Source organism: Streptomyces sp. NBC_00464, assembly GCF_036013915.1.
In the GTDB taxonomy this organism is placed as follows: Bacteria; Actinomycetota; Actinomycetes; order Streptomycetales; family Streptomycetaceae; genus Streptomyces.
Genome location: NZ_CP107899.1, coordinates 3,344,000 through 3,357,967 on the forward strand (window position 1 = coordinate 3,344,000; position 13,968 = coordinate 3,357,967).

General features: G+C 69.7%; 19 protein-coding genes. 4 read left to right on the forward strand and 15 right to left on the reverse strand.

The annotated features are described in order from the left end of the window. Nucleotides 1-8: 8 nt before the first annotated feature. Nucleotides 9-1,007, reverse strand: coding sequence for a GntR family transcriptional regulator (locus OG912_RS14870; protein ID WP_327709750.1), 999 nt, complete (start codon nucleotides 1,005-1,007; stop codon nucleotides 9-11). A 205-nt stretch (nucleotides 1,008-1,212) separates the two neighbouring features. Between OG912_RS14870 and OG912_RS14875 the strand changes: the two genes are divergently transcribed. After that, nucleotides 1,213-1,380 carry a hypothetical protein gene (locus OG912_RS14875; protein WP_327709751.1) on the forward strand — a complete coding sequence of 56 codons (168 nt, stop codon included), beginning with the start codon at nucleotides 1,213-1,215 and terminating at the stop codon, nucleotides 1,378-1,380. A gap of 24 nt (nucleotides 1,381-1,404) precedes the next feature. Here OG912_RS14875 and OG912_RS14880 read toward each other — a convergent pair whose 3' ends face one another. Further along, the gene (locus OG912_RS14880; RefSeq protein WP_327709752.1) at nucleotides 1,405-2,277 is read right to left on the reverse strand and encodes a winged helix-turn-helix domain-containing protein; all 873 of its coding nucleotides are present in this window, start codon (nucleotides 2,275-2,277) and stop codon (nucleotides 1,405-1,407) included. A gap of 228 nt (nucleotides 2,278-2,505) precedes the next feature. Here OG912_RS14880 and OG912_RS14885 point away from each other — a divergent pair, with 228 nt between their 5' ends. Continuing rightward, nucleotides 2,506-2,676: a hypothetical protein gene (locus OG912_RS14885; protein WP_327709753.1), complete on the forward strand. Its 171-nt coding sequence runs from the start codon at nucleotides 2,506-2,508 to the stop codon at nucleotides 2,674-2,676. A gap of 23 nt (nucleotides 2,677-2,699) precedes the next feature. Here the strand turns inward: OG912_RS14885 and OG912_RS14890 are convergent, their stop codons facing one another. The 3 genes from OG912_RS14890 to OG912_RS14900 all read right to left on the reverse strand — a co-directional run bounded on the left by OG912_RS14890 (nucleotide 2,700) and on the right by OG912_RS14900 (nucleotide 5,713). Continuing rightward, nucleotides 2,700-3,953 (reverse strand): GNAT family N-acetyltransferase, encoded by a 1,254-nt coding sequence (locus OG912_RS14890; protein ID WP_327709754.1) that lies wholly within the window; start codon nucleotides 3,951-3,953, stop codon nucleotides 2,700-2,702. Nucleotides 3,954-4,048: 95 nt separating this feature from the next. After that, a complete protein-coding gene (locus tag OG912_RS14895) occupies nucleotides 4,049-5,041 on the reverse strand; it encodes an asparaginase (RefSeq protein ID WP_327709755.1) in 993 nt (330 codons plus the stop codon). Nucleotides 5,042-5,086: 45 nt separating this feature from the next. After that, complete coding sequence (locus tag OG912_RS14900) at nucleotides 5,087-5,713, reverse strand: RsiG family protein (protein WP_326737669.1); 627 nt, start codon at nucleotides 5,711-5,713, stop codon at nucleotides 5,087-5,089. A gap of 116 nt (nucleotides 5,714-5,829) precedes the next feature. Between OG912_RS14900 and dtd the strand changes: the two genes are divergently transcribed. Then, nucleotides 5,830-6,279 carry a D-aminoacyl-tRNA deacylase gene (gene dtd, locus OG912_RS14905; protein WP_327709756.1) on the forward strand — a complete coding sequence of 150 codons (450 nt, stop codon included), beginning with the start codon at nucleotides 5,830-5,832 and terminating at the stop codon, nucleotides 6,277-6,279. Nucleotides 6,280-6,303: 24 nt separating this feature from the next. On the opposite strand, the gene ygfZ is transcribed toward dtd, so the two are convergent. The 6 genes from ygfZ to OG912_RS14935 form a co-directional block, all read right to left on the reverse strand. Then, nucleotides 6,304-7,269 carry a CAF17-like 4Fe-4S cluster assembly/insertion protein YgfZ gene (ygfZ, locus tag OG912_RS14910; protein WP_326737667.1) on the reverse strand — a complete coding sequence of 322 codons (966 nt, stop codon included), beginning with the start codon at nucleotides 7,267-7,269 and terminating at the stop codon, nucleotides 6,304-6,306. A gap of 27 nt (nucleotides 7,270-7,296) precedes the next feature. Beyond that, on the reverse strand, nucleotides 7,297-7,761 hold the full coding sequence (locus OG912_RS14915; protein WP_327709757.1) for a Fur family transcriptional regulator: 465 nt from the start codon (nucleotides 7,759-7,761) through the stop codon (nucleotides 7,297-7,299). Nucleotides 7,762-7,836: 75 nt separating this feature from the next. Continuing rightward, nucleotides 7,837-8,409, reverse strand: a complete 573-nt coding sequence (locus OG912_RS14920; protein ID WP_327709758.1) for an FABP family protein — start codon at nucleotides 8,407-8,409, stop codon at nucleotides 7,837-7,839. Nucleotides 8,410-8,669: 260 nt separating this feature from the next. Then, nucleotides 8,670-9,545: a hypothetical protein gene (locus OG912_RS14925; RefSeq protein WP_327709759.1), complete on the reverse strand. Its 876-nt coding sequence runs from the start codon at nucleotides 9,543-9,545 to the stop codon at nucleotides 8,670-8,672. Then, nucleotides 9,542-10,378 (reverse strand): hypothetical protein, encoded by an 837-nt coding sequence (locus tag OG912_RS14930; protein ID WP_327709760.1) that lies wholly within the window; start codon nucleotides 10,376-10,378, stop codon nucleotides 9,542-9,544. The genes OG912_RS14925 and OG912_RS14930 overlap by 4 nt, the downstream gene beginning before the upstream one ends. Further along, nucleotides 10,375-11,307 (reverse strand): hypothetical protein, encoded by a 933-nt coding sequence (locus OG912_RS14935; protein ID WP_327709761.1) that lies wholly within the window; start codon nucleotides 11,305-11,307, stop codon nucleotides 10,375-10,377. The genes OG912_RS14930 and OG912_RS14935 overlap by 4 nt, the downstream gene beginning before the upstream one ends. A gap of 106 nt (nucleotides 11,308-11,413) precedes the next feature. Between OG912_RS14935 and OG912_RS14940 the strand changes: the two genes are divergently transcribed. Continuing rightward, complete coding sequence (locus OG912_RS14940) at nucleotides 11,414-11,776, forward strand: DsrE family protein (protein WP_326659397.1); 363 nt, start codon at nucleotides 11,414-11,416, stop codon at nucleotides 11,774-11,776. A 28-nt stretch (nucleotides 11,777-11,804) separates the two neighbouring features. On the opposite strand, the gene OG912_RS14945 is transcribed toward OG912_RS14940, so the two are convergent. The 4 genes from OG912_RS14945 to OG912_RS40055 form a co-directional block, all read right to left on the reverse strand. Then, nucleotides 11,805-12,167 (reverse strand): DUF3099 domain-containing protein, encoded by a 363-nt coding sequence (locus OG912_RS14945; protein ID WP_327709762.1) that lies wholly within the window; start codon nucleotides 12,165-12,167, stop codon nucleotides 11,805-11,807. 159 nt (nucleotides 12,168-12,326) lie between these two features. After that, complete coding sequence (locus tag OG912_RS14950; RefSeq protein WP_018490348.1) at nucleotides 12,327-12,614, reverse strand: DUF1416 domain-containing protein; 288 nt, start codon at nucleotides 12,612-12,614, stop codon at nucleotides 12,327-12,329. 49 nt (nucleotides 12,615-12,663) lie between these two features. Next, nucleotides 12,664-13,509 (reverse strand): sulfurtransferase, encoded by an 846-nt coding sequence (locus tag OG912_RS14955; RefSeq protein WP_326737660.1) that lies wholly within the window; start codon nucleotides 13,507-13,509, stop codon nucleotides 12,664-12,666. Nucleotides 13,510-13,665: 156 nt separating this feature from the next. After that, nucleotides 13,666-13,773: a putative leader peptide gene (locus OG912_RS40055; RefSeq protein ID WP_351392369.1), complete on the reverse strand. Its 108-nt coding sequence runs from the start codon at nucleotides 13,771-13,773 to the stop codon at nucleotides 13,666-13,668. Nucleotides 13,774-13,968: the final 195 nt, after the last annotated feature.

The following is a 13,968-nucleotide window of genomic DNA, read 5'->3' on the forward strand; positions in this document are numbered from 1 at the left end:
CGACACGATCAGAAGCCCGCCCTCTGGGCGATGTCCCAGTTCGAATCGAAGAACCGCTGAAGCGTGCTGACCACGTCGGGCTGGCCCTCGGGGGCATCGGCGGAGGCCCGGAAGGGGAAGAGAGTGGCTCCGGTGCCGTAGGCGTCGTAGATCGCGACCCTGTCCCAGTCCGGGGGAAGCGAGACAGTACCCTCCCTCGTCTCGTAGTACCCCTGCAGCGCCAGCCGACGGTTCAGGATGTAGACCTTCATCTGGGGTGAGAACGGCACCAGGCGCACCTCGACCTCGACTTCGGGCACCAGGCCCCGGTCCCGCAGCTCGTACAGGGCCCCCCTGAGCATCATCGCGTGACTGTGCAGGATCTCCTTGAGCCGCAGGCGCACGCGGGGGTCGTCCGAGCCGTCCATGGGGCGGGGAATCGCCAGGTTCGGGGAATCGCAGTCGGGCAGCATCAGCCGGGCGTTGATACTGCGCGGCGGCTTGATCCGGCCGGTCAGGATGCGGTCCTTCTGGTCGGACACCCGAGCCGCCAGCGACTCCGTCGTCATCGAGAAGACGTCGAGTCTCACCTCGGTGGCCTCGAACGCCTCTTCCAGATAGGGCTTGAGCAGCACCGGCGGGACACGCTCGGACACGACGGCCCACACCTCGCCGTCGTCGTCGGCACTCACCGTCTCGACGCCGGGGCGGGACCCGGTCCTGTCCGCCGTCGCCTCCCGGACGAAAGTCCCGCTGCCGCGCTTGGTGACAATGAGCCCTTCCTCGCGGAGCAGCTTCAGCGCTTCGTTGACCGTATCGCCGGAGACGCTGAACCGATCTCGCAGCTGTTCCCGCGTGGGCAGACGGCCACCGGCCTTCCAGACCTCGCCGTTGATCTCTTTCCGCAGGCTGTCAGCGATGTGTTGGTACTGATGCTTACCTTCAGCTGCTTCGGACTCACGAGTTGTCACCTGCCAACCATATAACTTTTCCTCCGCCACCAGCAGCCAGGTCAGCCAGCCGGACATCCAACCGGCCGACCAACCAGCAAGCCATCCAACCCAACCAATGAACCAGACAAGTTTACGACTACTCACTCGTAGGGAAACATGACCACAAGCCAACCAGTCAAATTATAGGCATTGATTGGTAGCCAGCAGCCATTGGAAGCGTCCGAGCGGCACAACGGAGTGCGCGCGTCAACGCCCCTTCACTACCGGAGGAGTGATCGTCATGCCATTCATCACGCTGGGCCTGGAGCAGGTAGTGCAGTGGAAGTACGGGTTCATGGGGGCAGTGGGCTTCACCCTCCTGACCTTCGGGCTCAAGGCAGGCAATCACAACTGCGCCTGCGCAGGTGCCCTCGTCCTGGCCCTGCTCCTCGTCCCGACCGACGACTAGCAGGCGTCCAGATCCGCACGCCTGCTAGGCGTCCAGATCCACCGGCGTCGCAATGGTGTTCCACAGGCTCTCGAACCATTCGGCGGACTGCGCCACGAACAGCTGATCCCGCACACCGGCGGAGCTTTCGAAGCGGAAGAGCGTCGATCGGCTGCCCAGGACATCGAAGAGCTGGGTGGAGACGCCCTCGATCAGCTCCTCGCGCTCCTCCACCGTGTAGTACGCGAACAGAGCCTCCGAGGCGTTCAGCACATACAGCTTCACGGGGGGCGTGAACGGCAGCGCCCTCATGATCACTTCGATGCCCAGCTCGCTGGTACTACGCAGCGATTCGAGATTCTGCCGCAGCACCCGGCCCTGGAGGTTGCGCAGCCTCAGCCAGCGCTGATGCACCGACTCGTCCCCCTCCAGCGGTTCGGCGCGCCTGGGAAAGGCCAGCACGATGTCGCGGGCGGGCAGCAGCACCCGCACCTTCACCGAACGCGGCAACAGTTCCCCCGCTCTGATGCGCGTCAGGGACTCGGCCAGAGCTGGGACGAAGGACTCCGCCGTCAGACAGAGCGCGTCGATGCGCACGTCGTCGCTCTCGAACGCACGCAGCACCCTGCGCCCAAGCACGGCTGCCGTCTGCTGGGGCATCTGAGTGTCCGGCGAGCTCGCGACTCTGGGCGGCGCCCCCCGGGTGATCGCAGCCAGCAGGCCGTCCCCCTGGAGACGCTGCAGCGCCAGCCGGACGACGCCACGGTCCACGCCGAACTCGTCGGCCAGCACGGCCTGGGTGGGCAGGGGGTCGCCGGGCTTCAGCTCTCCGGTGCGGATGCGCGCCCGCAGCGCCTCCGCCACGTCTTCCGGTGAGGGCTTGGGGCTTCCGTTCATCGCTGTGCGCTCAGGAGTCACAACAGAACGCTACAACTTCACGCCATCAAGCGGGAGTTGTTGAAGAGTTGTTTATGAGATGGCGCCAACTGGGAACAACTTGGTTAGTTCATCGCAATCTTGTGTGAGTAAGTCCCAACCAAACACCCCGCACTTCCCGTTGACCCGCCCATCGGCGCACGGGGGTCGCGCACGCATCGGCTGATTCCCTGAGCCTCCCCGCTCGCCGCCTTCCCGGAAGGGGCCGCCATGCCCTTGATCCCCCTCGTCATCGAACAGCTCGCCCAATGGAAGTTAGGTCTCCTGGGAGGAGTGAGCGCGTCCCTCCTGGTGACCGGCTGCAAGCTGGGCAACACGACCTGCGTGGTCATCGGCTCCGTGTCACTCGCGCTGCTCCTCAACTCCAGCGGTCAGCACTGAGAACCGTCGCCCCCGCCGGCCCCTCAGAACACATCCGGGCACCAAGCCCGCCGCCCCGCCCGCAGCACCCCGTCCGCACGCGCCGCCGCCCCCGGGGTCAGCTCCTCGACGCGGCCCAGGGCCGCCAGCCGCAGGGTCGACTCGTCGCCGAGGTACAGCGTGCCCAACTCGCGTACGTCCATGGCCAGGTCGGCCGACCGCGTCGTCGGGGTGCACGTCGCGCCGTCCGGTGTGGCGTCCAGGTGGAAGCGGCCTGCGGTGAGGCCCGTCGTGTCGTGGATGTCCAGGACGAGGGAGCCGGGCACCGCGTAGGTGCGGGCCTCCAGTGCGCGGACGATGTCCAGGACGCGCACCCACATGAAGTCCGCGTGCGTCACCACGCGGGCCGCGCGCGGGTCCGGGAGGTGGAGCGGGAGCAGGTCGTCCGGGGCGCGGTGGCCGGTGCGGATCGTGGCGATCCAGTCGATCGAGCAGAGGAAGTGCCACAGCGCCCGCTCCGCCGCCGGCGTCACCGCGATCAGGCTGCGCACCGTCGCCCGGTTCAGCGGCTGCTTGGCATCGCCCCAGTGGTCGTCGGCGCGGTAGACGAGCAGGCCGTCGACGCTGCCGTCGGGCCCGCGGTAGACGGCGTAGAACGGCTCGGTCCAGGTGTCGTGCGGGAAGAGCACCTCACCGGTGACGAGGTCCCACCAGCGTTCGCCGCGGCTCACCACCCCGTGCTGCCGGGCCCGCAGCCGGTCGTGCAGGACCTGACCCAGCTTGCGCACCTCCGCGCCGTCCACCAGGTCGATCCGGCCGCCGTCCTCCGCGGAGGGGACCCGGCGGTGCGGGTCGAGGCCCGTGCGGGGGACGTCGACCTCCCACTCCGTGGTCCAGGTCGCCGGGCCGAAGCCGTACCGGCCGTAGATCGGGTACTCGGCGGCGATCAGCGTGGCGGCCACATCGCCGCGCTCCTTCGCCGCCGCCAGGTCCGTGGCCATCATCCGCGAGAGCAGCCCGCGGCGCCGATGGGTGGGTGACACCGTGACGTTGGTGACCGCGTCCGTCGGCACCGTCGCGCCGCCGACCACCGTCAGCTCCTGCGCGAACGAGCGGAACGTCGCCACGCACCGCCCCTCGTCGAACACCCCCTGCGTGCGCGTCAGGTCCAGGTACGGCAACCGCCCGGCCACCTCCTCGTCCGACGGTGTCGGCGCGCGCAGGAAGCCGGTGTTCAGGGCGCGCAGCCAGTCATGGAGCTCGGATTCGGTGATGGGGCGGATGTCGAGGGTGCTCATCCGCCCCACGCTAGACACGGCGGCAAGCGATGTCGCCTCCTTTTCGACGGCCCTCGGAACACGGACCTCGGAACACGGCCCTCAGAGCACGGACCTCAGAACGCCGCCCGGATCTCCCCGACCTCCGCGCTGCCGCCCAGCAGCGGCGCCCGGCCGATCCGCGACACCACCGGGGCGTCGACGCCGAGCAGGCCCAGCGCGCGGGCCAGCACCGGGCCCAGTGCCCGGGTCGAGCCGTCGTCGATCTTGAAGGCCAGCGCCCGGCCGTCCGCCAGGGCCACCGCCTGGACCGCCTCGGCGCCCATCTTGGACAGCGTGCCCGGCACCTCCTTCATCAGCCAGGTGTCGGGCCGCCGGGTACCGGCCACGTACTCGGGATGGGCGCGCATCGCGTCCGCCACCCGGCGCTCGGCCGTGCCCTGCTCCGCCGTGACGAACGTACGGAACGCCCGCGCGAGACCCACCAGCGAGAGCGCCATCAGCGGCGCCCCGCAGCCGTCCGTGCCGACCGCTGCGACCGGTTCGCCCGCCGCCTCCTCGACGACCTGGTGGACCAGCTGCTGGAGCGGGTGCGCCGGGTCGAGGTAGGTGGCCGTGTCCCAGCCGTTGTGCAGGCACACCGCGAGCATCGCCGCGTGCTTGCCGGAACAGTTCATCGTGATCCGCTCCCGGACCTGCCCGGCGGCGAGATACGTCTCCGCCTCCACCGGGTCCAGCGGCAGATCGGGCGGGGTCTGCAGATCGTCGGGCGACAGCCCGTGCTCGGTGAGCATCTTGCGTACGAGATCGAGGTGGAAGCCCTCGCCCGAATGGCTGGCGGCGGCCAGCGCCAGCCGCTCCCCGGACAGCTCCAGACCGGCCCGCAGCACCGCAGCGGCCTGCATCGGCTTGTTGGAGGAGCGCGGGAAGACCGGCGCCGTCGGATCACCCAGCGACAGCTCCACGCTGCCGTCGGCGGCCAGGACGACCAGGGAGCCCCGGTGGTGGCCCTCGACGAAACCGGACCGGACGACCTCGGCCAGTACGGGCAGAAGGGGGGCCCGGCCGGATATGCCGGACGGGGACGACGGGGCTGCGCTGGAGGTCATGGTGGCCTTCCGGGGACGGGCGGGACCCGCCCCGGAAGGGTCGCTTCAGGCGAGCAGGTCGTCTACTTGTGCTTCCCCGTCACGGTACCTGCGGGCGATCTCCGCACTGCAATCGTCCGCGGTGCGCTGGAGCCGGTACCGGCGCCGGGAGACCTGCTGCTCGTAGCGGACCAGGCGTCCCATGGCGGTGTGCAGCTCTTCGTCCGTCCGGGCGTCGAGGTCGGAGAGTTCGACCTCGGCGAGCGTCTCCGCCGCCAGCTGCCGGTACTCGTCGGTGCGCGGCGTGCTGAGCGTGACGTGCCGTGCGGAGGAGCGGTGCAGCGACGGGGTGTCCGTGAGGATCTCCGAGAGCCGGTCCACCACCGGCGACTCGGGGTCGCGCCGCCGCGCCAGCTCGGCCCGCAGGATGTCGATCCGCCCCTGGACGAGCCGCCGCACATAGCTGAGATCGGCCTCGTCACGCTGGGAGTCCCGCCGCAGCCCGCGCAGCTCGGGCAACCGCAGAGCGCCCAGATCGGCCGGGGCCGCTCCCGCGGTCCCGTCCTCGGAGCCGTGTCCGGTCCGCTGCACGGGTGGGCGCATCGTGCTCGTACTCGTACCGGGCTTGCTGTCGACACCGGGGCGCGCGACCGGCACTGCGCCCGGGGACTGCCCGGTTCCATGCATGCTCATGCTTGTGTCCATCCCCTCGACCGGTGCGTCGGCACACCGCCTCTGTGCATGGTGCCACTCCGAGGGGCCCTGTGGAGTTGCTCTGTACCCGTTCAGCCCAAGATAGGTTGGTCTGTATGCGTGCAGTGGTACAGAGGGTGGACGGTGCGAGCGTCACGGTGGCCGACGCCGGGGGCGAGGGCGGCGGTCCGGCGGTCGTCGGCGAAATCGTGGGCGAGGGGCTGTGTGTGCTGGTGGGAGTCACCCACGGCGACACCGCGGAGAAGGCGGCCCAGCTCGCCCGCAAGCTCTGGTCGGTCCGCATCCTGGAGGGCGAGAAGTCCTGCTCCGATGTGAATGCACCGCTTCTGGTGATTTCGCAGTTCACTCTCTACGGGGACGCCCGGAAGGGCCGCCGGCCCACCTGGAACGCCGCGGCGCCCGGCGAGATCGCAGAGCCGCTGGTCGACGAGGTCGTGGCGCAGCTGCGGGCACTGGGCGCACAGGTGGAGACGGGCCGGTTCGGGGCGGACATGCGGGTCTCGCTCACCAACCACGGCCCGTTCACCGTCATCGTCGAGGTCTGAGCCGGCGGGTACGGGAAACGCCCCCTACGGTTCGACGACCGTCTCCTGGGCCGCCGCCGTGTCCCCGGCCAGCAGCTCCGCGTCGACCGCCACGTTCCGCTTCACCAGGGCCAGGGCGATCGGCCCCAGCTCGTGGTGGCGGGCGGAACTGGTGATGAAGCCGAGCTGACGGCCCTCCGCCCCGTCCGCGGCGAGCCGCACCGGGGTGCCGTGCCCGGGCAGCAGCACCTCGCTGCCGTCCAGGTGCAGGAAGACCAGCCGTCGGGGCGGCTTGCCGAGGTTCTGCACCCGGGCCACGGTCTCCTGGCCCCGGTAGCAGCCCTTCTGGAGGTGGACGGCGGTGCCGATCCAGCCCAGCTCGTGCGGGATGGTGCGGTGGTCGGTCTCGAAGCCGAGCCGCGGGCGGTGGCCCTCGACGCGCAGCGCCTCGTAGGCCAGCACCCCTGCGGCCGGGCCGTGCGCCGCCGCGTACGCCTCCAGGCTCTCGCGGGGCAGGAACAGATCGCGGCCGTACGACGTCTCGCGTACGGCGGCGCCCTCCGGCACCTCGGCGATCGAACCGGCCGGCAGGTACACGACCGCGAAGTCCTCGGTACGGTCGGCGACCTCGACCCGGTAGAAGAATTTCATCGACTCCAGATAGGCGATCAGCTCGCCCTGGGTGCCCGGCTCGACGTGCATCCACACGGTCTCGCCGTCGTCGACGAGATAGAGCGCGTGCTCGATGTGCCCGTTCGCCGTGAGGACGAGGGCCTCGGTGGCCTGGTTCGGGGCGAGTTCGCTGACGTGCTGGGTGATCAGGAGGTGCAGCCACGCCAGCCGGTCGCTCCCGGTGACGGCCACGACCCCGCGGTGCGAGAGGTCGACGAGACCGGAGCCGTCGGCGAGGGCGCGCTGCTCTCGGAACAGGTCGCCGTAGTGCGCGGCGACGCCTTCGTCGCGGCCCTCGGCGGGGACGGCGCCGGGCAGGGACAGCAGGGGGCTCTTCATGCGACCAGCGTACGACCCGGCCCGGGGCTACGGACCGGGCGCCGGCTCCTGAAGCGCATCGGCCGCTCCGGCCGCCTTCGCCGCGCAGTCCGCGCAGCGGCCGAAGATCGCGAAGTGCTTCATGTCCGTCTCGAAGCCGAACGTGCCGCGCAGCTTCTCGGTGAACTCGGCGACGACGTCGACATCGGCCTCGATGACGTTCGTACAGTCCCGGCAGACCAGATGGATGTGGTGGTGGCGGTCCGCCAGGTGGTACGTCGGAGCCCCGTGGCCCAGATGGGCGTGGCTGACCAGATCCAGCTCCTCCAGGAGCTCCAGGGTCCGGTACACGGTGGAGATGTTCACGCCGGACGCGGTCCGGCGCACCTCGGACAGGATCTCGTCGGGCGTCGCGTGTTCCAGCGTGTCCACGGCTTCGAGGACAAGCTGCCGCTGCGGCGTCAGCCGGTACCCACGCTGCCGAAGATCGGTCTTCCAGTCGGTGCTCACCACAGGCTCCAGTGTAGGTCCGGGTGAAGGCGTGGCCACGGCTGTCCGCCGGAACCCGCGTCGCAACAGGCCTTGTGGCTACTTGAAGAAGGCGATTCCGTCGTCCGGGAGGTCACCGAGGCTCTTCGCCATCGCCGCGACGTCCTCCGGGGTGACGACCTTCTTCAGGTGCGCCGACATGTACGGCCGCAGCTCGACCTCCGGCGTGGACTTCTCGCCCACCCACATGAGGTCGCTCTTCACATAGCCGTAGAGCCGCTTGCCGCCGTTGTACGGGCCGGAGGCCGCGGTCCGGGCCACCGCGTCGGTGACCAGGTCGATCTGCGGCTTCTGGTGGCCGAGCTCGCCGTACCAGATCTCGATGACGCCCTGGTCGCGGACCATGACGACCTCGACCTTGCGGTCCTTGTCGATGCGCCAGTACCCGGACTCGGACTCCAGCGGCCTGACCTTCTCGCCCTCGGCGTCGAGCACCCAGGAGTGCGAGGTGTACTCCAGGAAGTCCCGGCCGTCATGGCTGAAGGAGACCTCCTGGCCGAAGTTGCACTTCTCGGCACCGGGGAAGTCGGACACGCCCGCGCCCGCCCAGTTGCCCAGGAGGAAGGCCAGCGGGACGAGGTCCGGGTGAAGGTCGGACGGGATCTCGATCATGAGCGGCTCAGACGATCTGTGAGGCGGGAGGCGGGGACGCCGGGAACGGGAACGGGATTAGCGCTGACCCTGGTACAGCTTCTTCACGGTCAAGCCGGCGAAGGCGAGAACGCCGACACAGACCAGGACCAGCAGGGCGGAGAAGAATGCCTCAAGCACGGGAGCTCCTTGAACGAGCGGTATGGCGGCAGTACAGGGCCGGGCCCCAGCCTAATGGGTGGGGTCCCGGCCCGCCGGTTCGGGGCGTGCCGCGGGGCGGCTCAGCCCAGCAGCTGGTTCTGCAGGATCAGCGTCTGGTGGAAGGGGATGCGCGGCGTTCCCCCGCCCCCCTTGCGGGACTGGACGACCACGGCGACCGTGTCACCCGAGACCAGATAGCCCTGCCGCGCCTGGGCGGCGCCGAAGGGCTTCTGCTCGCTGAACACGTACGACGACGTGTTCACCACCTTTCCCCCGCCCGCCCACGACTCGTCGAGAGCCATCTCGGCCGCACCGGCCGGCGGGTCCCCGGCCGAGGATCCGATGAAGCGCTCGTCGCGGTACGCGTCGGCGTCGGCCGTCGAGCTGAACTGGAGCAGATAGACCCGGCTCGACGTGCCGTCCGGCATGGTCCACCCGCGCGCCGCGATGTGGCGCAGCGTCCCGTCGCGCAGGGTGTCGGTGATACCGGCGCGGGAGGACTTCTCGTACTCGGAGACGAACTGCCGCGTGCTCACCCAGCCACCCGTCAGCTTCTTGTCCGCCGTGGCTCCGGCCGGGGCCGGGAGCAGCAGCTTGCGCAGGTCGGCGTGGTGGACCTCGGCCGTGTTGCCGTCGTTGAAGGGGCGGGGCACGCCCACCGGCAGCGCGGGCAGGCTCAGCCGGGGGTACTCCCAGCGGCCGTCGCTCTCGGTCGCGAGCCCCGGCACATCGGTGCGCTCCATCGAGGTGATCTCGTACGCCGTACCGGCACCGACCCCGCCGAGCACCAGCAGGGCGACGGTCCACCGCGCCACGGCCCGCAGCACCCGGCGCGGCGGCCGGGGGGCGGCGGGCGGCGGGGGCGGCAGCAGCGGCATGGGCGGAAGCTGCTGCGGCGAGGGGAAGGCGGCCGGCGCGGGCTCGATGGCGGCCGGCGCGGGCGTCTGCTCGGTCATACGTACTCCCCCGGGGACGTGATGTGGTTGAGCTGGTCCTTCACCAGTTCCACCACGGCCGACTTGTCGAAGGGCTTCGTCCCGGACGCCGTGAAGGTGAACATCGCCTCGCCCTCGTACGCCACACAGAACATGCCGTCGACCTTCTGCTTGCTGTTCTTCGGGTTCAGGAAGCAGGTGGCGTTCTTCTTGTGGCCGCTGACCGCCGGCCCGTCGCGGAAGATGCCGACACTGTCGAAGAGGCCTGTCTGGAATCTGTAGGAGTCCCGGACGGCCTTCTTGTCCTTCATCCGCACCAACTGGGTTTCGACGACCAGGTCGTTGGCGTCCGAGGCGTACGTACGGATGCCGACCCCCTGCACATGCAGCTTGTCGATCCGCTTCTCGTACTCCCGGCGCTGCTTGCCCGACAGACCGCGGCCGGAGTCCTTCATCCGTGCGGTGGCCGCGCGTCCGCTGAGCTCGGCGTCGTTCCCGTACGTCCCGGAGTCCGGGCCGAGCCGGAAACCGGCGGGAACGGGCAGCAGCAGCTTGCTCATCCCGGTGGAGACCCGCCCCCGGCCGATGTCACCGGCCGGGTCCTTGCCCGGTCCGTGCGCGGGCTTCTGCCAGAGAGCCGTGCTGACCGTACGGTCAGCGCCGTCGACGGTCACCTTCGTGTACGCGGCTGCGCCGGCGACTGCGGCGAGCACCAGCACGACGGGGACCGTCGCGAGGATCACCCGGCGGGCCCTGCCCTTCCGGACGGGCGCGGGCTCGGGTGCGGGCTCGGCGGGGTGCAGCGACTCGGGCTCGGGTGCGGAGGGAGCCGGCAGGGTCACGTCGTCGCTCACAGGCGCTCCAGCTGTCGCTCGGCCATCGTCCGGATGTCCTTCTTGCTGATCGACGCGCTGTCGAAGATGTGGATGTCGACCATGACGTCGCCCCGGTGGAAGATCGCCCTGGCGTGGTACAGCGGCAGGTAGCCGGCTTCGCGTTCGGCCGGGAAGACGTAGTAGCGGCCCGTGCCGCTGCCCTTGAGCGCAGAGCCTTCGTTGCCCGCGCCGTTTTTGGAGTCGGGCATGTACGAGCGCTGGTCCTCCGCGTGTGCGGCCGCCGCGGCGCCCGAGTGGAACTGCACCAGATAGACCGCCGCCGTGCGGTAGTCACCCTTCTTCCATGCCTTGGCCGCGACCCGGCGGACGTCCGCGTCCAGAAGGTCGCTGAACATGTAGTCCTCGTTCTCGAATTCGAGTGCGTAGTCCTCCACCCCCAGCCACCCGTCCTTGTCGAACATGTCCAGGCTCTTGTCGTCCTGCCATCCGGCCGGCCGGGGAGCGACCAGCTTGCGCAGATCGCCGTCCGTGTGGACCCGGCGGTCCTGTGACGCCGGCAGCGGGTCCGGCGCCTGACCGGCGGGCAGCGCCTTCGCCGGGTACGCGAGATCCGGCTGCGAGAGCGCGGTCAGCGGCGTCGGGGCGCGCTCGGCCTGGACGCCGTAACCGACAGCGGTGCCACCGGCGATCCCGAGCAGCGCGGCGGCGGCGACGATCAGCGTCGTACGACCGCGCGGGCGCCGCTTCACCGGGACGGCCTGCGGACCGGGCGGCTCCTCGACAGAGGCTCCGGGAAACGGCGGTACGGGCGCGGGCGCCTCGGGAAACGGCGTCACGGGCGCGGGCGGCACTTCCGGAGCGCATACGTCCGGATCCGCCTGATCCGCCACCTCGACCTGTACGGGCGGCTCGGCCGGCCCGTCAGGAACAGTGTCTTTCGGGTTCAAAATGGGTCCCCCCACGAGACCTGAGGCGCAGATTCCGTTACCTGCACACACCACTGACCCGCCGGCCCCCAACGAGGTTGTGCGGCAGAGGATTACAGTTCGGCATATGCCGAAGAAGCTCGTGATCAAGGTGACCGCAGGTGCCGACTCCGCCGAGCGCTGTTCGCAGGCGTTCACCGTGGCGGCGGTCGCCGTCGCCAGCGGCGTGGAGGTCTCGCTCTGGCTGACCGGGGAGTCCGCCTGGTTCGCGCTGCCGGGACGCGCCGCCGAGTTCGAACTGCCGCATGCGGCGCCGCTGCCGGATCTGATCGAGTCGATTCAGGCGGGCGGACAGATCACTCTCTGCACCCAGTGCGCGGCCCGCCGCGACATCACCGAGCAGGACGTCCTGGAGGGCGTACGGATCGCGGGTGCGCAGGTCTTCGTCAGCGAGATCATGGCCGACGGCGTCCAGGCCCTCGTCTACTGACCCGGACCGAGCAGATCAAGCAGGTCCCTCACTGACGGCGCTTCTTCCTGCCGTCGAGCTCGTCCCACCACGCGTCGGACTCCGGATCGCCGGTGGGGCCTGTCGGGCCCGTGGGGCCCGTGGTTCCTGTGGGGCCGGCCTTGCCGGGCGGTCCGGGTGGCTTGGGCGGGGTCCCGGGCCTGGAGCCCGGGGCGGGCTCGTCCCACCAGCGGTCCTCGGGGCCCTTCCGGTTGGCGACCATCGCCGCGACGGGCGGGATGACCATCGCGACCACGCACATCGCGATGGCGGCGGGCATCGACCAGAGCCTCACAAAGGCCCAGGCCGAGACGAAGAGGACGAGGCATCCGCCCATCATCAGGAAGTAGGCGCGCCGGCGACGGCGGTACATGAATCCAGCGTAGGCCCGATCCGCCCGCCCGGCCGGTCCTGGACCCTGCCGGGTTTCCGCCCGGACGGCACGAAGGGCCGTACCCCGTTCACAGGAAGCGTCCAACCCCCTGGGGTACGGCCCTTCGGCCGGTCATCGGCAGAGCCGTGACAGCTGCCGTCAGACGGCGATGGCCACCTCGGAGAGGCCGCCCGTCTGCGCCACGACCGTGCGGTCGGCGCTGCCGCCCGGGACCAGGGCGCGCAGCGTCCAGGTGCCCTCGGCCGCGTAGAAGCGGAACTGTCCGGTCGCCGAGGTCGGGACCTCGGCGGTGAACTCGCCGGTCGAGTCCAGCAGGCGGACGTAGCCGGTGACGGGCTCGCCGTCGCGGGTCACGCTGCCCTGGATGGTGGTCTCACCGGGCTTGATCGTCGAAGCGTCGGGGCCGCCGGCCTTTGCTCCACACATGGTGTTCTGTCCTTCTGGTCGGAGGTCGTACTGGTCCAGGTGGTACGGATTACTTGTTGGCGCCGAGCTCGATCGGCACGCCCACGAGGGAGCCGTACTCGGTCCACGAGCCGTCGTAGTTCTTGACGTTCTCCTGGCCGAGCAGCTGGTGCAGCACGAACCAGGTGAGCGCGGAGCGCTCACCGATGCGGCAGTAGGCGATGGTGTCCTTCGACAGGTCGACCTGCTCGTCCTCGTAGAGGGCCTTGAGCTGCTCGTCCGACTTGAAGGTGCCGTCGTCGTTGGCGTTCTTCGACCACGGGATGTTGCGGGCGCTCGGCACGTGGCCGGGGCGCTGCGACTGCTCCTGCGGGAGGTGGGCCGGGGCGAGCAGCTTGCCGCTGAACTCGTCGGGCGACCGCACGTCGACCAGGTTCTGGCTGCCGATGGCCTTCACGACGTCGTCGCGGTAGGCGCGGATCGACTCGTCCTGCGGCTGGGCCTTGTACTGGGCGGCCGGGCGGGACGGGATCTGGTCGCCGTCGACCAGGTCGCGGGAGTCGAGCTCCCACTTCTTGCGGCCGCCGTCGAGCAGGCGGACGTCCTGGTGGCCGTAGAGCTTGAAGTACCAGAACGCGTAGGACGCGAACCAGTTGTTGTTGCCGCCGTAGAGGACGACCGTGGTGTCGTTGCCGATGCCCTTGCCGGACAGCAGCTCCTCGAAACCGGCCTGGTCGATGAAGTCACGGCGGACCGGGTCCTGGAGGTCCTTGGTCCAGTCGATCCGGATCGCGTTCTTGATGTGGTTCTTCTCGTACGCGGAGGTGTCCTCGTCGACCTCGACGATGGCGACCTTCGGGTCGTCGATGTGGGCCTCGACCCAGTCAGCGTCTACCAGGACGTCACTGCGGCTCATTCTGTTCTCCTCCGGGGCAGTCTGCGGCGAGATGGTGCGAGATGGCGCGTGATGCGGATGTGCCGGGCGCGGGTTCGGCGCGTGCACAAGGGGCATCGGGATGGCCCCGACGAAACGGTCGGAGGGCCGGGAATGCGGGAAATCGACGTATCCCGCTCAGACAGTGCGACAGAGCATGGCGGCGACGCGGCACAGGTCCACTGCCCGCCGCTTCGTGAGATCCGCCTGTCCCCGCTGTCGGAGACCGCTAATAGAGCACTGCATGGGACCGATCGTAGGGACGTACGGGCAGACATGTCACCGTTGTGTCGCATATTGAGACACGATCGTCCGGAGTGTGAGATGCGAGAGGAGGTGCGAGCGCTGCGGGGCCGCCGCCGGGGGCGCGGGGCCGGTCGAGCATCTGCGGAACGGACTCCGCCGTCTCAATATGTGGGTGGCCCGAGCTCATACGGACGG